Source organism: Aquella oligotrophica, assembly GCF_002892535.1.
Taxonomy (GTDB): domain Bacteria; phylum Pseudomonadota; class Gammaproteobacteria; order Burkholderiales; family UBA11063; genus Aquella; species Aquella oligotrophica.
The window spans coordinates 2,774,724-2,796,162 of sequence record NZ_CP024847.1; the positions used below are offsets into that span (position 1 = coordinate 2,774,724).

Consider the following 21,439-nt stretch of genomic DNA (forward strand, 5'->3'; position numbering starts at 1 on the left):
CACTCTCAATATTAACTCTGACTATATTTTTCCATGTGCAGTTGACAGGCATCTATAAAGGCTAGCGTTTGCCCAAGTATATATCCCTGAAAATATTTATAACCTATTCCCTGTAATATCCGTAGCTGTTCAAGAGTTTCAATCCCTTCAGCTACCAAATCAATATTCATTTTTCTGGCATAAAAGCTGATAGCTTCAAAAATTGCCAGACTATTTTCATAATTATCATGCCGAGGATTTAATGCTCGGGCAAAAGACATATCCAACTTTACTGTATCAAAACGACATTCCATGAGGCGCTGTAAAGAGGAATATGCAACCCCAAAATCATCTAATGCCAACCTGATACCAAATTGGTGGACTTTTTCGATTAATTGTCTGAAGAAATGAGAGTTTTTGGCATCATCAGGCATAAGCTGATTTTCAGTAATTTCAAATTCCAGCTGTACATTTTGAAAAAGCTCTTTATTTATAACATAAACTTTTAATAGCTCATCAACATGTAGTAAAAAATTCTCGACTGACAAGGCTAGATTTATTGATATTTTTAATTGGGTAGTTGAAAGCAAATGAGACCAGCATTCATTCTGAAGAAGAAGAATAACCTTGTCTAGCATCAACTGGTTTAGTTTACTACTGAAGCCATTTTCCATAATATAGTCAATAAACATGTCTGGATTAAGTATATTACCATCGAGATCAAGTCGAACCAACACCTCATAACCAATAATCTGATTTATATCAGTTCCAACAGGCTGCAATACAATAAAAAAACGGTCTTCATCAAAGAGTTTCTGAATTGCTGCCGGAAAATCAAGTTTATTATATGATAACTCACTATGCACTGGATCAAATTTAATTAGATTTATTTTTGCTCTTTTGGCAAAATTGATACTGCTTGCCAGGGAGGAGTAAAGATTATTTACATTAAATGACAGATTTAGATTAAGCAGATAAGCAAGGCGAACACTACATTCAAGGATATTGCCATTTACATGATATGGAGTAGACAGTGTTTCATAAAGCCGCTCGAGTAATTCCAAATCTACATTATCACTTACAAGTATCATAAATTCATCACCATTCATCCGGATTAGCACCTGCTGATGATTAAAAAATTCACGAATCCTCATACATAATGAGATTAAAATTGAATCTCCTGCTTGCAAAGAGTAGAAATTATTTATCTTGGCAAATTGATTAATATTTATCAAAATTGCATTTAATGGCTTTCCAAGACTAAGCGTACTAGTCACAAACTCATCAAGCATCTCCTGATAGAATGCACGATTATAAGATTGAGTCAACTCATCATAAATACCCGATGAATGAAGATTATTCTGCTTCCCTGAAATAGAATCTGCTTTCATAATAAAACTTCCACCTCAATACCATTTACTTTATACGAATCAGGAAACCCACTTTCAGGCTTAATCACAATTACCGGTTTCCTTTCATTTTGACTACCAACCAAATCAACACCTTTATATAATTTATCGGTAAAACTGGGGATATTCTCGATAATTCCGCTAGCAATGCCTTTATTTGGCAAAATCAACCTGACTCTAGCACCTGCATGCACCCTTGCTAAATATTTAGCATCGACAAACGCTAATACTCTAAATTGATCCTGACTTGAAATCACCAAAATATTCTTGTCTTTCGCAACAAACTCTCCACTATGAACTGCAATTTCCTTAATCGTACCATTAGTTGGCGCAACTAGATTTAATAATTCATTTTGTTTATTTTTATCTATCATTTCCAGTTCAATTTTGCGAATATCATCATCAAATACCTGAGCCTTATTTACCTCAAAATCAAGTTTGGCTTGAGTGATTCTTGCCAAAATCATTTTATATTGCTGTTCAGCATTCAAGTATAGCTGCCTGGCATCGTGCAGCTGCAATAAAGTAACAATGCCCTGTTTCTGATAAACCAACAAATTATCATAATAGCTCTTACTGGTTTTTATCTGCCCTAATGCCTGCTTCTTTAACTCTTCAAGCTCAGCTATTTCTGGATTTTGATAAGCATTTTTCTGTTGTAAAAGAGTTTCCATCTGGCGGCTTAGGGTAGTAATCTGACTTTCAAGAACTGGTGATTTTAGTTTAACCAAATTCATGTTTATTTTGACCTTATCACCCTGAAGATAATTGATTGATTCGACATAACCATCGATAGGAGCATTGATATTAAATTCCTCCGCTACTACAACTCCTTTTGCATGCGGATAGAAATTGTCATAAACAATTTTGCCAACAAGATAAATCATTGGTAATAATAAAAAAACAGCAAGTAAGTACCACTGTAATCGTGGAATCAACTTCTTGCCAAGTCCATACTCGGCTTTACTATTTGGATTGCGATTAACCTGTTTCAATTTGAACAAAAAATCACTCCCTATTTTTAAGAACCCACCACGGAGCCATAGAACTATAGCGATGGCTATTTAAGGTTATCTCATAGATAATTGCTATAGCAGTCCATATTCTCATTATGAACTGATAGATTGGCATCAAGAATAAATATGGAATCGTCAAAAAATCTCTACGTTTCCGTTCTGAAACCATTGTAATAAATATCACAAAATTTAGAAATGTAATTAATAAATAATAGAAATAGGTTAACAGTAATAAGGTTAGCACAAAATTTAACTGAAAGTTAAATAATATATAAGGAATATAGACTAGTATCGACAAGGGTACTACCAAATTAAATAACAACCCTCCCCACATCAAAAGAAATGATGTAGTAAACCGCATAAAGGATGAAGTAAGCCTCCCCCTGTAACGTTTAAGCCAAACATAGAACATATCGCCATCCCAACGTAATCGCTGCCGGAACAAAACACGCCAGCTTTCTGGGGCATCTGTATGGCTAACCAACCGTGAAGAGTGAAGAAGTCGCAATTTATGATAACGCGAAAACATCGACTGAATCCGAATAGTCAAATCAAGATCTTCTCCCGAACCAGTACGCCATCCCCCCATCTGTTTAAGCATTGTTTTACGAAAAAAACCAAATGCACCTGAAATTATATTCAAGCTATTTAATTCAGACAAGCCCTGTCTGGCAAGATTTATTCCAAGTAGATACTCAAGATTTTGCAGATTGGTCACAAGATTCTTACTGGCATTTCTTACTCTTACTGCACCACTTAGCGCAACAACACTTTGCTCAACAAACATCTGTGCTGCGACCTGTATCGATGTGTTATCACAGGAGGTCTCACCATCGAGAACCATAATAATTTCGCCTTTTGCCAATTGCAATCCCAAATTCAATGATGAAACCTTTCCTCCTCGAATATATTTAGGAATGACCCTAATTTCACGATTAGGAACATTTCCATAACTTTTAGCAATTGCTAATGCTGCAGCATAAGTATGCTGATTTTGTTTAGAGCCATCAACAATTACAAGAATTTCAATATTACCAGAGTAGATCTGTTCAACCAGAGAACGAATTGATAAAATCACCCCAGTACCCTCGCTGTAGCATGGAATAATACAGCTAATCGTTGGATAATACAATGGATAATTTGGACATCGACTAAAGCTTGCTAATAAAAATTGACGTAAAATTGTCAAAATAATTATCAGATAATAGGGTAGTTCAATAAGTAAGACAATTGTAAATAGCCCCATCAAAAATTGATAACGCCCAAGTTCCAAGATGGCTGTTGATATTACTATCAAATAAGAATGAAAATCCATTATTTAAACCATAACTCACGGAAATCTAAATTAACTATTTGATCTGCAGCATAGGCATTTAGTTTAGGCTCTTTCTCGGCATTACTAAACGTGGTCATTATGGATTTCATTAATTTCTCTTTGATTATATTTCCATCAATAACGGAAGATTTAGGAAAAAGAAAGAGAACTGTACCTAATCCAGAATTACAATATAAATCGGTAGTCCGTAGGGTCATTTTAAATGTTTGAGACAATTTACGGAAATCTAAGTCATCATTTTTTAAATCCAGCTCTAGAACAAGCATATTAAAATGTTCATCTGAATGCCGTTTATACAGACGAATTAACCATTCCAGCATTTGTAAAAAATAATCCTTGTGCGCATAATTTAACTTATCAAATAAATATAAAGTTTCACCTTTTATATAGCTCAAAAATTTACTGTCATTACCAATTTTTATCTGGTAAGCATGATAAGTATGTTTTGGTAATTTGTTAATATCATTAGCCAAATGCCCACAGCTTATACATAATGCAGAACTATTACCTTCAATAAAAATCTCCTGACAATTCAAACATCTTGAGCTTTCCAGCGGATGATCATAATCATCACCGATCAGTTTCAGCTTAGTCCGACAATTATTACAGCGTAAACCCTCTGGTACAATAAACTCAATTTCATTAGCAACATAGCCACATTTAAAGCAATGGACAAATTTACTTTCAATAATATTGCTACTATTACAATGGGGACAGTTTTCTGAAAACTTCAATAATTCAGACTGACAAAGACTACAACAGAAACAGTTATCGATATATTTTTTATCAGTAATTAAATTTAACTCTATCAACTCATTAATGATACTGTTAATTACGCCATAATCAATTTGGAAAAGTTGCTGAAGAAGATAAGTATATAATTGTGCCCCAAAAACCCCGGGTAATGGTATTAATGCTTCCGAAGGATAAAGAAACAGGTATTTTAAAGCCCGATGATACGTGTCATCGAGCTTTAAATCATCAAGCTGCTGATAGCGAACAAGAAGACTTTTAATTTCAGTAAAAAAATTTGCTGTGGCAGCAAATTCGAGATTGGCATAAATGGATTTACCGTTAATACTAACTACTGGTTTCAACCAACCCAAATCAGCCCGTAACCTAGTCACCAGCTTACCCAGCTGAATCTCAGCCCCATCAATCAAAATAAAATCATAATCTTCAATTTTATCTGGCAATGTATCTGCTAAACACTGCCGAACATTTAACTCAGGATGTTCAATTACAATACTACCAACAACAAGCACCTTAAACATGATTTAAAAAAACTCCTGTAGTAAATAAGCTGGCAATTATATGCTTTACGACTCAATACCTTTCCCAACTTTCAACTTCTTTATCCCGGCTAAAAACATTTATTAGCAAATTAACCAGCAAAACCAACCAAAGTACTGGATCAAGCAAATAATCCCAAAGATTATTTGAAGATTGCAGATGTAGATAAAACCCAAATAAAGCCACAACCAGCACTAATCCCAGCCGACGATTAGTTAACATTAACCCAAGGCTTAGAATAAAGATTATCCATAACATCAACCATGGTAAATAGCCATATGAATAAAAATCAATTTTAAAGAAACCAAAAGTAGATAAATATAATAGAAGCCCAACTATGGAAATAGCCACTTTTTCTACACTGTTTAATACAGGTGCTTTGCTATCACTAACATCAAACTGGTTAAAGATAATTAATATCAGTAGAACCCCGCTCGCAGTGCTAACATCACCGATTACCCCCCGCACCAACTCAACCAGCGAACTACCACGGAATAAAGGAATAAAATTAACCCCTAGAGTTAGAAGTATAAACAATAATGAACTAAAAAACAATGACCTTTTAGGAAGCTGAGACAAATATACCAGCAATAAAGATAATGCCATGGTATAAATAATTTGCTGGAAAAAATCAATGCTTAGCATGATTAATCTCTTCATTAAGCCAGTTACGGTTAAACCTTACATGTTTAATGTTCTGACGATTGTTGGTATATAAAATATCAATCAGATTACCATTAACCTGAATTGATGGATACGAAAACTCTTCACCTGGCTTATCTTCAAGCTGATAAACTGGGTGCCATTCGGTTCCATTATATGAAATAGCTAGCCATAAATGAGCGCGACTAATATCATTATAAACCATTAGCATCCGACCATCATTCAAACTGACAGCTGCTATTGAGGCATCTGGATTGGTTAGATTAGTTGGCTCAGGATCAGACCAATGCATGCCTCCATCAGTAGTTTGTGAAGTATATAAAATCCTTGATTCACTATCATTTGCACTATTACGGAAGAATGTCCAAGCATTTAAACTACCCACTGGAACCAAACTCGGTTGTAGCATTTTGTTTTTATTGGTAATTCGGATTTGCTGAATAAAGTTACCATCAGCATCAAACCTTAATAATTCAGGATATTTGCGGATAAATTCATGATAAACAGGCAAATAGAACCCGCCATCAGATAATCCGATCGCAGAAGTCCGAACAAGCGTACTTATATTAAAAAATGGGCTAATAACGATACGTTCAGGTGATGTCCAATGTAACCCATTATCTTGTGACTGCAAGTGATTTAGTGCACTTCCAGACCAACCACCGATACTCACGGATACAACAAAAAGATGTAAAACTCCATTAGCTGCACGATAAATAACCGGATTACCAACTTTGATCACATAACGATGATTCGCTTTGGCAATCATTTGTGGATCAACCAATGAAGTTGCCATATCCCATTTGCCATTATGGTAAGTAGAATGCCAAATCTTAACATCTGGCTGCCCCTCTTTGGTACCAGCAAACCAGAAAGCGAGGAGGTCATCATTTGCAAGCATAGTAAAAGAAGAACTGTGTGCAGCAGGTAAATATAGAGGCTGTGGAATTATTGCAGACTCAAAAAGTAAGGCTCTGCTTGACATTGACCTCACCGGAGAAGTTGATTCTATAATAAATCTAGGTTTTGCAATCATATCATGCTGCCGCTTCTGATAAAGCAAAAACCCAACCAGAAACAATGCTATAATGCCAACAACCTTACCGAACTTATTTTTCATTAAAAACTACGTTTATCCAAAGCATTAATCTCAGATACCAACTGGATAACATCATGAGTATTTTTTATCGCAAATAAGTCTGGATTATGAATAATTTGTTTATACAGTTCAGGATGGTGCGGACACGCCCCAATTGTTACCTGATTATCAATAGTCACCCCAAGAACCTCAGAACATATCCGTTTATACCGGGCTAATCGTTCAGGATCAAGAAATTCGCAGGCAACAATCTGATCTAGAGATCTACCACCAAGCTTTAGATACCCTTCACTACCCATAATGGTCAAAGATAACTCAATATTACGTGGCTCAGCTGCAAGCGATACTTCCATTGTTCCACCAAATGAGCCAAAATCAAATAAGGCATAAGTAGTATCACTGACATCAGTACCTTGAAATTTGGTATAAAAAGAATTTGCAGCTAAAACCTTGGGGGTTCCAAGTAACTGTTGCATAATATCTAGGTAATGGATACCAAACTCAAAAAGAACTCCTCCACAGCTACTATATTTACCACGCCAACCACTAAAATAGTCGAGTGGACGCTGCCAACGCTGAATCAAACCAACTCCTCGAATATCGCCTAATAGCTCCTCTACCATGATTCGTTTTGCGATAGCAATAGATGGATTAATCCTTACTTGTAAAACGCAAAAAGCATCAACATTATATCTAGCGGCAAGAGACTCAAGTTCCAAAACCTGATTAGCATCAAAAGACACTGGTTTCTCAACGATAATTGATTTGGATGACTCTAGTGCTTTCTTTGCCTGCACATAGTGTAGATTACTTGGAGTCAAGATTACAATACAATTAACTTCAGAGTCTTGATAGACCTCTTCTTCACTGGAGTAATACTTTAATTCAGGAAGTTGGGAACGCCATTTATCAATTACTGAGGCTCTAGGGTCAAAAAGACCAATAAACTGATAATCTTCAGGATATGCCTGTAGTGCAGCCAAATGACGACTAAAAATTGCTCCGCCACCCAAAACTGCCACCTTATACTTTGCCATTTCGCTACTCTTTGGGTAAAGTGATTTTCTGCTTCTCACTAGGTTTAAACAATATTATCTGCTTACCAATATGTTGAACAAACTGTGCTGCTGTTTCTGTCAAAAGTTGTGGGATAAGAGCTTCTCGAACTTCTCTGTCATCACTCATCACCTTAATTTTAATTAATTCGTGTGCATTAAGACTTGATTGAATCTCTTTAATAACCGAAGGCGTCACGCCATTATTGCCTATCATTACCACTGGCTGAATACCATGTGCCAACCCTTTTAAATATTGGCGTTGTTTAACCGTCAATTCACTCATAAAAACCTTCACATCCTATTAAAATTATTGAACCATAAGGTTCGAAAACTATCACATTCAAATTGATAGTCGATTTTATATTTATACTCAAAGCATTTAATTTACTAACTACTTACTCCCGTAACCTTTGAAAGCAAAAAATACCGTACTTGCAATCATCACCAGAAATGCCCAAACTGTCAATGGCTTATCAGAACCAAGGATTGACCACATACAAAACACTGCTGCAATTAGCCCCAGAGTAACATATAACCAGTAATTTTTGCTCCCAACTTCAATTTTACCAAGCTTTATCACTGCAAATGCCGAAAATATATATGGAATCAGATATAAAATTACTGACATGGTAATGATTTTATTAAATTGCTGCTGTGCTGTAGGTGAAATAGTCAAAACAACTACAAAGCTCATAACAACCGCAAGAATCGTAAGTCCAATTGCAGGAACGCCATGTTTATTCGTCTTGGCAAAAACGCTAGGGAAAAGATTATCTTCCGCCGCAGCACGGGCAGTATGTCCAGTTACTAGTGTCCAGCCAGCCATTGCACCAGAACAATCAATAATGGCAACAATTGACATCAAAATCCCGGCAGTATGGGAATGGAAAATTGTAGCCAGAGTATCTGCAAATGGTGAGCTAGATGCAGCAAGCTGATGATTTGGGATAATTCCCATCATTACTGTGCAAGTAGCAATATAAATCGTTGCCGCAATCATTACGCCTAGAATTGTTGCTAACGGAATGTTTTTTCTAGGATTTTTTACAACAGCAGCAGAGACACAGGCAGATTCAACACCAATAAACGCCCACATAATGTTATTAAACGAGGAGTTTACCGCAGTTATTGGCGTTTGATGAGAAGCATTCCAGCCCGCCATAAAAGTATCATAACTAAACCAGTGCCAGCCAAAAATAGCAACAAACAAAAGAGGAAAAACAGCCAAGAGAAAAGCTAGAGACTGGACGAGTCCAACTACCTTTGCCCCACGGATATTAAGCCAAGTAAAGAGCCAGATAATAATAATCTGAGTAGCGGCACTAATTGCCAGATTATTAAATAGGGGAAAAATATTTGCAAGATAACCAACCACAATAGTAACCATACTAACTAAAGCGATCCAGTTAGCAAGAGAATAAACAAAATTGGTTTGATAGCCGATAAAATCGCCAAACGCTGCTCTAGCATATGAATACGGACCAGCTCCTCCCGGAACGATGATAGCAAGTCTAGCAAACACCAAAGCGAGAGCAATCACACCCAACATTGCTACGCCCCAGCCAATAAGTGATATCCCACCTATTCCAGCAAGTGAGGCTGGTAACATATATACGCCAGAACCAAGCATATTACTTGTTACCAAAAACATCGCAGCAACAAGACCTATCTGTGAAATACCCTTTTTATTCGCAAGCATATCGCCTCAATATTAATAGACACTCTTCCAGTATTATACAATCTTTTTTAACTATCGGAAATTAATGAATGCATTTTGACCACTTTAGGATCCATAACAACTGTAAAAATGCAACCCTACCCTTTTAATTATAAATCTGTTAACATCGCTACTGATACTCACAAAATAATTAAATTAACGCTTTACATGACCAGTTATTTATTAAGAGATTTTTTTAAGAAAGAATAGTAGCAGATGATTACTATCCGTCAATTATTAATGAAAAATGATATTAGCCGACTGGATAATCGGGTGATTCTTCGTGAAATCACTGGGCTTACAGATGCACAACTTATAAGTCGTGATGATACACCTTTATCCGATCAGCAACTTATACAATATCAAAGCTGGATTGAGCGACTACAAAAAGGTGAGCCAATTGCATATATTATTGGCTATAAAGAATTTTTTTCACGAAGATTTAAGGTTACATCAGATACTCTTATTCCTCGTCCGGATACCGAGATCCTAGTAGAACAAATTCTAGCAACCGCCAAAAATGGTGATTCTCTGCTCGATATGGGAACGGGAAGTGGTTGTATAGCAATTAGCTGCCAACTGGAGAATCCAACCTTAAATGTTTCTGCTTGCGATATATCATTAGCAGCTCTAACTATCGCCAAAGAAAATGCTAGATTGCTTAATGCAGAAATTTCTTGTATTGAAAGCAATTGGTTTCAGGCTATTAGTGGAAAATTTGCTATAATTGCGAGTAATCCACCGTATATCCATGCAACAGATAATCATCTGGCTAATTTAGCATATGAACCAGCTTCAGCACTTACCGATTTTGCTGATGGTTTATCTGCTATTCGGCAGATCATACAAGATGCACCAAAGCATTTGTTAAATCAAGGTTGGTTATTGTTTGAGCATGGTTATGATCAGGCGAATAAGGTTAGGGAACTGTTGGGAAAACGTGGTTTTCAAAATATCAGTTCAGAGAAAGATTACGCCGGGATTGAAAGAGTATCTTATGGGCAATGGATAGAGTAAGTTTAAATACCTGAAAATCATTACATCATAATCTCTATTTTTATAAAACTATATAGTTATTAAGGAACTTTTGATGGCTTGCCCATTACACAAATGCGAAACAAAATGTTGCTGTCTTAAAGATAGCTGGTTATTTTTAATTTTTCTGGCTCTTGCCATTGGAATCTGGTTATCCGGTAAAAATCACGAACTTTTTCTAGCCATAAATAGCCACCATGATTTATTACCAGACATGTTCTGGGCTTCATTTAATTTACTTAGTTATTCAAAATTTTTCATTCTTCCAGTATTATTGATACTTATTACTGTTGTTAAAAAACGCAGTGCATTACCAAATGTTTTACTACTAATTATTCTTTACTATCTAGTTTTTGCGGCATTAAAAAAATTGGTCGGCGAAGCTCGCCCATACATAGTATTACCTGAAAACAGCTTTTTCTGGCTAAACTATTTCGAAGATGCGGTAAAATCAGCTTATAAATCTTTCCCTTCCGGGCATACCGGAAATATGGCAGTGTTTGCCTTTGCTATTAGCACCATGTTTTTTGCCAATAAACGCGGCTTACAATTCTTAATGCTATTTCTAGTTGCGGCAACTGCTTTTGCGCGTATCTGTACCGGATGGCATTGGCCGCTAGATGTAATTAGTAGTGGTCTAATTGGCTATGTGTTGGTAAAAATATGTTTTGCAATTAATTTAAGTCGTTGGTGTCCAAAGAAAAATGCGAGTAAGTGATCATTTAAGTCAGGCAAAAAAAACTCTATTTAGTTATGAGATTGTTCCTCCGTTACGCGGTTCTACTCCGATAACGGAAATCTTTTCAATTATTGAAAAGCTTTTACCGTATGATCCGAAATGGATTAATGTTACAACTCATGCTTCATCATTATTATATGTTGAAAATAGCGATGGAACGATTAGTAAAAGAATCCATAAGAAACGTCCAGGAACAATGGGCATTTGTGGTGTAATTCAGAATAAGTATGGAATTGATGCTGTTGCTCATGTTTTATGCCAAGGATTCTCACAGCAAGAAACCGAAGATGCCCTAATTGAGCTTAATTATATGGGAATAGAAAATATTCTTGCCTTAAAAGGTGATAATCTTAACTATAACCGCCAAATTGCCGACAATGAGACAGTCAATCGCAATGCAGTTGATCTGGTACGCCAAGTTGCCAAGATGCGCGATGGTAAATTTATAGCTGATACTGAATACCCTCCGGTAGACTTTTGTATGGGCGTTGCTGGTTATCCAGAAAAACACTTTGAAGCCGCCAATATGCAGCTTAATATTGATTATTTGAAGCAAAAAGTTGCTGCTGGTGCCGAATATGTAATTACTCAAATGTTTTTCGACAATGATAAGTACTTTGCCTATGTCGATGCCTGTCGTGCAGCAGGGATAAATGTCCCTATCATCCCGGGCATAAAAGTAATTAAAACTGCGAATCAACTAAATAGCCTGCCACGCTTATTTCATATTGACCTACCTCATGAACTGGTAAGTGAATTGGTCGCAAAGCCTGAACATGCTGCAACAATTGGTAAAGAATGGGCAAAAACTCAGGTTAAGGATCTAATTGCTCGTGGTGCGCCATGTGTACATTTCTTCCTGATGAATGATGTCAGTAGTGTACTTGAAATTATCAAAGACTTTAATTAATCTACTAATGAGAAAACTGTGAGAAAACCAATTATAGGTATTACTTCAAATCTGGATAGTATTGCTGCAACATCTGCTAGTCACGATGAATTTGTCTTCGTAAGATCAAATTATGTCAATGCAATTTGTGAAAATGGCGGGATCCCATTAATTATCAGTAGTAAGATTGAATCTGAAGATGCCGCACATATTGTTGACTCTCTAGATGGATTATTACTAATCGGTGGACAGGATGTTGATCCACGTTTTTATGGTGAAGAATGCCTTATTGAATATTGTTCGAGCATTCAGGATTCGGGTGTTCCATATAAGCGCCCACTACGGGATAAACCCAACCATTTACGCGATGAGTTTGAAATAGCCCTTTATTTTGCAGCCAAAAAGCGCAAAATTCCAATTGTCGGCATCTGTCGTGGTTATCAGTTGATTAATGTAGCTGAAGGTGGCAGTTTATTTCAGGAAATCGAAATAAACGATGTATTACATACTATCTTACCTGATGACATTATTCCGGATCATGAAGTTCTTTTACAGGAAAATTCCCACGCACATCAAGTTTTTGGCGCAACCTGTTTTATGACATGTAGTATTCACCATCAGGGGATCAAACATTTGGGACATGATTTGATTGCTACTGGGTTTGCCAAAGACGGTTTGATTGAAATTGTTGAGAGCCCAGACCCAGAACATTTCTTGATTGGTATTCAGGGACACCCAGAGCGTTCATGTAAGCAATTTTATGAACATAATAGCCTCTTCTCGTCTTTTATCCAGGCTTGTATTGATTTTAGATATCGAAGTCAACACCAAAAATTACCAGCCTGAAATACTAGCCTGTCCAAATTGGTTAGATAATATGATTTTCTCCATGCTATATTAATTGGTATCTTAGATAATATCGGTGAGAATAATAGCTCTAATATATAGAAAAGTGAAATTCATAATGAAAAATAGTTTTAAAACAGTCTTGGTTTTTAGTGGTTTTTTTAGTATTGCATTATTGTCTTCATGTAGTAGTGGAACAAGTAGCAATTCTGATGCTACACTAAGTTTTAGTGTGGAACCTGCCAGTAATAGTACACCAACTGGTACACAAAATTATATTACACCAGCAATTAAAGTTTCTATCCTAGATAGCAATGGTGCAGTTGAGAGTACGGCAAATGTGCCCGTAACTCTTTCTATCGCCAATCAACCCAATGTCAGTCAGCCTATGGGAGAAATATATACCGGAACCCTGATTGGTAATGTTACGGTCAGTGCAGTAAATGGCATTGCAACTTTTGAGAGTCTATCGGTTACTCAGCCGGGAAATGGTTATACTCTTCTTGCGAGTGCAGAAGGTTATAAATCAGCAATAAGTACTCCATTTAATGTTAATTCTTCAATAGTTATTGCTGAATCAGCTGGTTATAAGAGTACTCTAGATAGTAGTGGTTATGAAGTTGCTTATATTGGCGATATTGGCAGTAATTATCAGGGTAACGTTTATGTTTACATTGATTATGGTTCAAATCCAATTACTACTGATGAAGAATTTAATAATTTCAATTGTGGTGAAAGTTGGATCAGAAATACTCCACGTAATGCGACTTTTGATTATGCTAATACTCTAGGTAGCCCGATGGCAGCACCTGGTCCGTTAACTCCATATACTGACTGTCAGGGACACACTTGGGGGCTAATTGTAATTAATCAAAGCTATAACTGGCCTTTTGAATCTGTAGCTTATCCGACACCCGTACCAGTAAATGGCTGGCAGGCAGGGCAAACAGGTAATTATGTTCCGCCTGGAGAGGTTAAATATTCAAATATAAATAAAAATCAATTTTATTTGTTCACTCAAAATAATCAGGCAGGTGAAGCAATTTTACGCCACTTTATTACCGATACTTGGGGTAATATTTATATAATGAAATCAACTAATCTTGCCGATACTACTCCAGAAGAGATTACTAGAGCTTTCGAATCAGCAGTTTTACCAATTGGATTTAAGAAAACTAGTATATATTTGGCACAAGATTTATATTCTATGCCTGCATACAATTATTATGGGAATGAGTCATATCCAAGTTCATTGTTTATGGACTTCCGGGATAGTGCCGATAATGCTTATAGCATGGTTTATTGGAGTGGTAATGGTAATAGCATCCCACAGCAGGTACAACCAACAGGGGTTCTTCCATTATTTACTACCGAAAAAGGTGGACGGTTAAATGGTACAGATACCGATGACCAGATGTGGGGTAGCTTTGGTAATGATGTATTTTATCCATATTCAGGTAATGATATTATTGATGGTGGACTTGGAGAAAACACGGTAGTATTTGCTTTGGCATCGAGTATGTATGCAATTTCCACCAGTGATGGGATTACAACAGTTAGTGGTCCAGATGGAGTAAAAACCCTAAGTAATATTCAATATTTGCAGTTTAGCGATAAGGTTTTAGTTAACTCAATTACCTCTCATTAGGATTTACAAATGTTTTTAGTACTTGCCATACGAAAATGAATAGTTAATATACGAATTTGCAGATTGCCACTTTTATGGCTATCTGCTAAAATATGTTTATCAGTATGATAAAACTATTTAACACAAGGGAAACATAATGAAACTTAAACTATCCACAATGGCAATTAGCCTATTTGCAGGTCTATCCATGATTTCTATGGTAAATGCGGATGAAGTAACCGGGCTAATTACAAAGAAGCAGTTTGATGAGATATTTCCTCTATCTAACGGCGAACATTTGAAAGCAGAATATACAAAAGCTTATAAACAATTTAAAGATAGTTTACCTGAATATGCTGCGGCAGCTCAAAAATGTCAAAAATATGAGGATATGAAAGACTGGAGTGGTCAGGCAAAATGTCTGCAAGAAAATGCACCAAATTACGGCAAATCTAGAGCAACTCTTGATGAGCTTGCTGGCAAATTACAAAATTGTCCAGCTATTATGGTGGTGGATAACTCTGGCAAAAAAGTCGACTTTAGTGGTGAGAAGCCAGATCCATCAACAATAAAATCAATAAAAACCTTATATACTTATGAAAATTTTGCTAAAACAACACCGTATTTCCCTGGTTTTCTATCAATGAGCGGAGGTCGCCATAATGCTAAACGTGAGTTAGCAGCACTTCTTGCCAATGTACAACAAGAAACCACCGGCTTGTGTTTTGCCTCAGAAACTCCATTTGACATCCTCGAAAAATTGAATTCACCAGCTGACTTTAGCAAAATCACCAATCAACAATTAGCCGCGTGGATGAATGATGATGATAAAAAAGCATTAGCCGGACAAGGAGTAACTGATCTTTACTCTCTTAATGACGTAAGCAGAAGAAAAGTTATTGACTATGTTCTTAGTGTGAAAAAACCTAAAGGCAAATATTGTAAATGGGATGCAAATCCACAAGGAGAAAAAGATTGCCTGGCTTCACCTAATTATTACTATGGGCGTGGTGCAATTCAACTTAGCTATCCATACAACTACATTGCATTTGGGAATACTGATTTTGTTAAAAAGCAAGGCTATGATTTATTAATGCACCCTAGTTTGGTAGCTGATCCTTCAGCTAATCAGGAAAATCGTAGCAGTTTATTATGGGGTTCAGCTATCTGGTTCTGGATGACTCCGCAGGCACCTAAACCATCAGCTCATGCAGTTATGACCAATCAATGGCAACCAACAGAAGCTGATATAAAAAATGGTCGACAGCCTGGGTTTGGTACAGTAATTAATATCATCAATGGTGGGCTAGAATGTGGTAGTAGCCGCGGAGCCGATAAGGATGTTAAGGCACAAAATCGGATTGATGCTTATAAGCGGATATTAAGAATTATTGGATCATCTGAAGACGATAACAGTAAATACCCATTAGACTGTAAAAACAGTAATAATTTCAATCACCAATAGTCAAAATAGTCTTAATTAAAATCTACCCAAAAAAGCCGCTAGTTTGAAACTGGCGGCTTTTCATTAGGATCTTAATGTTATTCGATAGCAGCACCTATCATTATTCTACACTTCTAAAATTACATCTACCACCATAGCTTTAAACCAAAACGGAGTATTATCCAACACAATAGCTCACTCTTAATCTGGCGATAATCAACTACCGTGTCATTTCCTAATTTCCCATAATAATTTTTTGAATAAAATTGATACTTTAAGCAGGTAAAAATTATAAAACTAATCAAAAGTATACTTTATATTCATAAAATTAATAAGCTCAAATAATATTAATTTGTTTAAATCATCCCTATATCTTGAAGAAACTTTGTCCCCTGTTTAATTCCATCATCAATCAGTAATTTAATATGTTCAGGATCTCTATCCAGCTTGCCCGCAAAATTCAGTGATTTTTGCAATTCGGGAGACATCTCAATCATGGGAATATGATATGGTTTATCCGGATCATCAGGAAAACTTTTGGGAATCCGGATTTCATGAGTAATTCCTCGTGCCGCCAAATGTGATTTTTTATATGCACCAAGACCAAACAAGAAATTCAGAAACTCTATCTGGCTAAGATTCTGAAAAAGCGAGATATTCCCCTCCAATTGATTACGTCGATCGTGAATATCAGATATTTCTGTTGGTATATGGTCTGTAGTAGTTGGATTAATCTTGATTACCCAAATTTCATCGGGAACAAACGGACCAATAACGGCTTCTTTAATTAGTACATCTATTGGAGGATTGTCAGAAAATAAACCATCCCAATATGCCTGACCATTAATTTCGACTGCCGGAAAAATATTAGGAACACATGCAGAAGCGGTAAGGTGCTCTGGCTTGATTACCTCATTGTATGATGAAAACTTAGTTAATCTTCCACTTAAAATATTACACGCCCCGAGTACCAATACAGGAGACTTACCCTTAAAATCTTCCATTTGAGTAAAATCAGCATGTTGAATTAGTAACTGTTTTAAATCACTAAATTCTGGACGTAACCCTACCGTAGTCATTTTAGCAATTGCTCGTGCAGATTCTGATGTTGGACTTTGATTTAAAGTTGGAATAATTCCTTTATTAACCGCATTAATCCATGCTATCATTAAACTATTAATAAATTGCTCCCTACCTGTTTTAGCAGAGTTATCTTGCCAAAATTCAATTAACTCCTCACAATCATCATGTCCAAGATGTAATGCTAACCAAGCAAAGAAAGCACAAATCCCACCTCCAGACGTACCACTAAGACTCACAATATCATATTTATCTTGAACTTTATGTTTAAAAAAAGTCTTTAATACACCCGCAGTAAATGCAGTCTGGCTTCCACCACCCTGACAAGCTATAGCTATCTTAGATTTCATTTATCAAATTTCCCTTAGTCTTAAAAAATTTACCACTATGATTCTAACCTAATCAGAACTAGAAGAGGAATTAAATTATGAATAATTATTTATTAGTATAAAAGGAAGTAAACCCCATAACAAGATCCTGACCAAAGGTCAGGAGGTTATGGAGGGAGATATGAACTTTTTGATTGTTTTGTAGCTAATTTGTTGCTAATTGAAATTGTCGTAAGTCCAATGTACGATGTGTCAATGCTTATACTCAATCAGATTGAAGAAGCATGGTAGGTGTGAGCTACCCAGCTTACACTATTGTGTTGCCGTATTGTATACTATTAACTATTTCGGCTCCACAAATGTAAAGACCCGGTATTATCCGGGTCTTTGTCTTGTTGGGAGCTTGGCAATGTCCTACTTTCGCATGGTATACCCCACACTATCATCGGCGATCACCCGTTTCACTGTCCTGTTCGAGATGGGAAGGAGTGGTTCCAGGTCTCTATTGTCACCAAGCAATTCTTTTGCACGTTCTTTATTAAGAACTATGCAAATTCGGTTTAACAGATGGATTTTGTTTTGATATTAACTATGTTTATTTACTTAAGCTTTTCTCACACTTATCTCAGCATTTTACTAAAACTACTAAAATAATAGAGTCAAGCCTCTCGGGCAATTAGTATCGGTTAGCTTAACACATTACTGCGCTTCCACACCCGACCTATCAACGTTGTAGTCTTCAACGACCCTTCAGTGTGCTCACGGCACAAGGGAGATCTTATCTCGAGGCAAGTTTCCCACTTAGATGCTTTCAGCGGTTATCTCTTCCACACTTAGCTACCCGGCAATGCGACTGGCGTCACAACCGGTACACCAGAGGTGTGTCCACTCCGGTCCTCTCGTACTAGGAGCAGCCCCCCTCAAATCTCCAACGCCCACGGCAGATAGGGACCAAACTGTCTCACGACGTTTTAAACCCAGCTCACGTACCTCTTTAAATGGCGAACAGCCATACCCTTGGGACCGACTACAGCCCCAGGATGAGATGAGCCGACATCGAGGTGCCAAACACCGCCGTCGATGTGAACTCTTGGGCGGTATCAGCCTGTTATCCCCAGCGTACCTTTTATCCGTTGAGCGATGGCCCTTCCATTCAGAACCACCGGATCACTATGACCTGCTTTCGCACCTGCTCGACTTGTCAGTCTCGCAGTCAAGCAACCTTTTGCCATTGCACTTTCCTCACGATTTCCGTCCGTGATAAGGTTACCTTCGTACTCCTCCGTTACTCTTTGGGAGGAGACCGCCCCAGTCAAACTGCCTACCATGTACTGTCCCCGGTGCTGTTACACCTAGGTTAGAACCTCAAACATATCAGGGTGGTATTTCAACGTCGGCTCCATTGTGACTAGCGTCACAACTTCAAAGCCTCCCACCTATCCTACACAAATATGGTCAAAGTCCAATGCAAAGCTGCAGTAAAGGTGCATGGGGTCTTTCCGTCTAGCCGCGGGGAGATTGCATCTTCACAAACATTTCAACTTCGCTGAGTCTCTGGAGGAGACAGTGTGGCCATCGTTACGCCATTCGTGCGGGTCGGAACTTACCCGACAAGGAATTTCGCTACCTTAGGACCGTTATAGTTACGGCCGCCGTTTACTGGGACTTCAATCAAGAGCTTGCACCCCATCATTTAATCTTCCAGCACCGGGCAGGCGTCACACCCTATACGTCCACTTTCGTGTTTGCAGAGTGCTGTGTTTTTAATAAACAGTCTCAGCCACCATTTCACTGCAACCCCTTACTGCTTCGGAAGTAAATTCCTACACATCATCGGGGCGCACCTTCTCCCGAAGTTACGGTGCTAATTTGCCGAGTTCCTTCTCCAGAGTTCTCTCAAGCGCCTTAGAATACTCATCTCGTCCACCAGTGTCGGTTTGCGGTACGGTCGTGTACAGCTGAAGCTTAGAGGCTTTTCCTGGAAGCTTAGTATCAACCACTTCTTACCCGTAGGTAATCGTCATCACACCTCAGTGTTAGAAAGCCGGATTTGCCTAACTTCCCCACCTACATGCTTAAACCAACTATTCCAACAGTTGGCTGGCCTAACTTTCTCCGTCCCCCATCGCACTATACATCGGTACAGGAATATTAACCTGTTTCCCATCAGCTACGCATCTCTGCCTCACCTTAGGGGCCGACTCACCCTACGCCGATTAACGTTGCGTAGGAATCCTTGGACTTTCGGCGAGCGGGCTTTTCACCCGCTTTAACGCTACTCATGTCAGCATTCGCACTTCTGATACCTCCAGCATGCTTTTCAACACACCTTCATCGGCCTACAGAACGCTCCTCTACCACTCACATTACTGTGAATCCGCAGCTTCGGTTATCAATTTAGCCCCGTTACATCTTCCGCGCAGGACGACTTGACTAGTGAGCTATTACGCTTTCTTTAAATGATGGCTGCTTCTAAGCCAACATCCTAGCTGTCTATGCCTTCCCACATCGTTTACCACTTAATTGATCATTTGGGACCTTAGCTGGCGGTCTGGGTTGTTTCCCTTTTGACACCTGACGTTAGCACCAGATGTCTGTCTCCCGTGTATTACTTTCTCGTATTCGGAGTTTGCCATGGTTTGGTAAGTTGCAATAACCCCCTAGCCATAACAGTGCTCTACCCCAAGAAGTATCAACCACGAGGCACTACCTAAATAGTTTTCGAGGAGAACCAGCTATCTCCGGGTTTGTTTAGCCTTTCACCCCTATCCACAGCTCATCCGCTAATTTTGCAACATTAGTCGGTTCGGACCTCCAGTGCATGTTACTGCACCTTCATCCTGGCCATGGATAGCTCACCCGGTTTCGGGTCTACACCCAGCAACTATCGCCCTATTAAGACTCGGTTTCCCTACGCCTCCCCTACTCGGTTAAGCTTGCTACTGAATGTAAGTCGCTGACCCATTATACAAAAGGTACGCAGTCACCCCAGCTTAAAACACCCTGATCTTTATTCAGGCTTTTATCTGTTTCCAGCTATTTCACTTTTGTTGGTCTTTTAATTCGCAAGTTTCACTTGCTCATTGAAAGAACTACAAGGTGCTTTAAGCTGGGGCTCCCACTGTTTGTATGCATGCAGTTTCAGGTTCTATTTCACTCCCCTCCCGGGGTTCTTTTCGCCTTTCCCTCACGGTACTGGTTCACTATCGGTCGATTACGAGTATTTAGCCTTGGAGGATGGTCCCCCCATCTTCAAACAGGATTTCTCGTGTCCCGCCCTACTTCTCTATAGCTTAGTTCTTAATGTCGGATTTCAGATACGGGGCTATCACCCACTATGGCATACCTTCCCAGGTATTTCTCCTATCTCGTCACTATAACACTATACGGCTCCTCCGATTTCGCTCGCCACTACTTTCGGAATCTCGGTTGATTTCTTTTCCTCCGGGTACTTAGATGTTTCAGTTCTCCGGGTTCGCTTCCCTTGCGGGATAACCATTGCTGGTTGGGTTTCCCCATTCGGAAATCTGCGGATCAAAGTCTGTTTGCCGACTCCCCGCAGCTTATCGCAAGCTACTACGTCCTTCTTCGCCTGTAATCGCCAAGGCATCCACCACATGCACTTAGTCACTTGACTCTATTATTTTAATAGTCTTCTTATCGTATTAATTAGCTAACTTTGTCAACTTAGTTAATACAACATAGAAATTTCAAGTAAACTGCTGATTCTCAAAGATTCGTTTCCAAACCTCTAAGATTTATTTTTTACTGTATGAGTTTCTTTTTGCTTAAGTTTTTTACATATGCAATCTACCCGCATATCCTTTACTCTTCCTAAACATTGCTGCTTAGTCAGATACTGTCAATAACTCTTTCAAAT

The 21,439-nt window shown here is 38.0% G+C and carries 16 protein-coding genes and 2 rRNA genes; 6 read left to right on the forward strand and 12 right to left on the reverse strand.

Annotated features, from left to right (window positions below):
* Positions 1–11: 11 nt before the first annotated feature.
* From CUN60_RS12630 to CUN60_RS12670, 9 genes are all read right to left on the reverse strand, one after another.
* On the reverse strand, positions 12–1,370 hold the full coding sequence (locus tag CUN60_RS12630; RefSeq protein ID WP_102952384.1) for a bifunctional diguanylate cyclase/phosphodiesterase: 1,359 nt from the start codon (positions 1,368–1,370) through the stop codon (positions 12–14).
* Complete coding sequence (locus tag CUN60_RS12635; RefSeq protein WP_102952385.1) at positions 1,367–2,392, reverse strand: HlyD family secretion protein; 1,026 nt, start codon at positions 2,390–2,392, stop codon at positions 1,367–1,369. Before CUN60_RS12635 ends, CUN60_RS12630 begins: the two co-directional genes overlap by 4 nt.
* A 4-nt stretch (positions 2,393–2,396) precedes the next feature.
* The gene (locus CUN60_RS12640; RefSeq protein WP_102952386.1) at positions 2,397–3,719 is read right to left on the reverse strand and encodes a glycosyltransferase family 2 protein; all 1,323 of its coding nucleotides are present in this window, start codon (positions 3,717–3,719) and stop codon (positions 2,397–2,399) included.
* The gene (locus CUN60_RS12645; RefSeq protein ID WP_102952387.1) at positions 3,719–5,014 is read right to left on the reverse strand and encodes a TackOD1 domain-containing metal-binding protein; all 1,296 of its coding nucleotides are present in this window, start codon (positions 5,012–5,014) and stop codon (positions 3,719–3,721) included. The genes CUN60_RS12640 and CUN60_RS12645 overlap by 1 nt, the downstream gene beginning before the upstream one ends.
* A gap of 52 nt (positions 5,015–5,066) precedes the next feature.
* Positions 5,067–5,678 carry a hypothetical protein gene (locus CUN60_RS12650; RefSeq protein ID WP_102952388.1) on the reverse strand — a complete coding sequence of 204 codons (612 nt, stop codon included), beginning with the start codon at positions 5,676–5,678 and terminating at the stop codon, positions 5,067–5,069.
* Entirely contained in the window at positions 5,665–6,816 is a 1,152-nt protein-coding gene (locus CUN60_RS12655) for a sialidase family protein (RefSeq protein WP_102952389.1), read from the reverse strand. Before CUN60_RS12655 ends, CUN60_RS12650 begins: the two co-directional genes overlap by 14 nt.
* Positions 6,816–7,832: a Gfo/Idh/MocA family protein gene (locus CUN60_RS12660; RefSeq protein ID WP_102952390.1), complete on the reverse strand. Its 1,017-nt coding sequence runs from the start codon at positions 7,830–7,832 to the stop codon at positions 6,816–6,818. The genes CUN60_RS12655 and CUN60_RS12660 overlap by 1 nt, the downstream gene beginning before the upstream one ends.
* A gap of 4 nt (positions 7,833–7,836) precedes the next feature.
* A complete protein-coding gene (yhbY, locus tag CUN60_RS12665; RefSeq protein WP_102952391.1) occupies positions 7,837–8,136 on the reverse strand; it encodes a ribosome assembly RNA-binding protein YhbY in 300 nt (99 codons plus the stop codon).
* Positions 8,137–8,244: 108 nt separating this feature from the next.
* Positions 8,245–9,552, reverse strand: a complete 1,308-nt coding sequence (locus CUN60_RS12670) for an amino acid permease (protein ID WP_102952392.1) — start codon at positions 9,550–9,552, stop codon at positions 8,245–8,247.
* A 234-nt stretch (positions 9,553–9,786) separates the two neighbouring features.
* Between CUN60_RS12670 and prmC the strand changes: the two genes are divergently transcribed.
* The 6 genes from prmC (at position 9,787) to CUN60_RS12700 (ending at position 16,171) form a co-directional block, all read left to right on the forward strand.
* A complete protein-coding gene (prmC, locus tag CUN60_RS12675) occupies positions 9,787–10,587 on the forward strand; it encodes a peptide chain release factor N(5)-glutamine methyltransferase (protein ID WP_102952393.1) in 801 nt (266 codons plus the stop codon).
* Between the two features lie 73 nt (positions 10,588–10,660).
* Positions 10,661–11,323, forward strand: a complete 663-nt coding sequence (locus CUN60_RS12680; protein ID WP_102952394.1) for a phosphatase PAP2 family protein — start codon at positions 10,661–10,663, stop codon at positions 11,321–11,323.
* Positions 11,310–12,254 (forward strand): methylenetetrahydrofolate reductase, encoded by a 945-nt coding sequence (locus tag CUN60_RS12685; protein ID WP_102952395.1) that lies wholly within the window; start codon positions 11,310–11,312, stop codon positions 12,252–12,254. The genes CUN60_RS12680 and CUN60_RS12685 overlap by 14 nt, the downstream gene beginning before the upstream one ends.
* A gap of 18 nt (positions 12,255–12,272) precedes the next feature.
* Positions 12,273–13,079, forward strand: a complete 807-nt coding sequence (locus tag CUN60_RS12690; protein WP_102952396.1) for a gamma-glutamyl-gamma-aminobutyrate hydrolase family protein — start codon at positions 12,273–12,275, stop codon at positions 13,077–13,079.
* 118 nt (positions 13,080–13,197) lie between these two features.
* Positions 13,198–14,727, forward strand: a complete 1,530-nt coding sequence (locus CUN60_RS12695; protein ID WP_102952397.1) for a hypothetical protein — start codon at positions 13,198–13,200, stop codon at positions 14,725–14,727.
* Positions 14,728–14,863: 136 nt separating this feature from the next.
* Positions 14,864–16,171: a chitinase gene (locus CUN60_RS12700; RefSeq protein ID WP_102952398.1), complete on the forward strand. Its 1,308-nt coding sequence runs from the start codon at positions 14,864–14,866 to the stop codon at positions 16,169–16,171.
* A 335-nt stretch (positions 16,172–16,506) separates the two neighbouring features.
* Here the strand turns inward: CUN60_RS12700 and CUN60_RS12705 are convergent, their stop codons facing one another.
* The 3 genes from CUN60_RS12705 to CUN60_RS12715 all read right to left on the reverse strand — a co-directional run bounded on the left by CUN60_RS12705 (position 16,507) and on the right by CUN60_RS12715 (position 21,196).
* A complete protein-coding gene (locus tag CUN60_RS12705; protein ID WP_102952399.1) occupies positions 16,507–17,580 on the reverse strand; it encodes a patatin-like phospholipase family protein in 1,074 nt (357 codons plus the stop codon).
* A gap of 380 nt (positions 17,581–17,960) precedes the next feature.
* Positions 17,961–18,075 (reverse strand): 5S ribosomal RNA (gene rrf, locus CUN60_RS12710).
* 139 nt (positions 18,076–18,214) lie between these two features.
* Positions 18,215–21,196 (reverse strand): 23S ribosomal RNA (locus CUN60_RS12715).
* Positions 21,197–21,439: the final 243 nt, after the last annotated feature.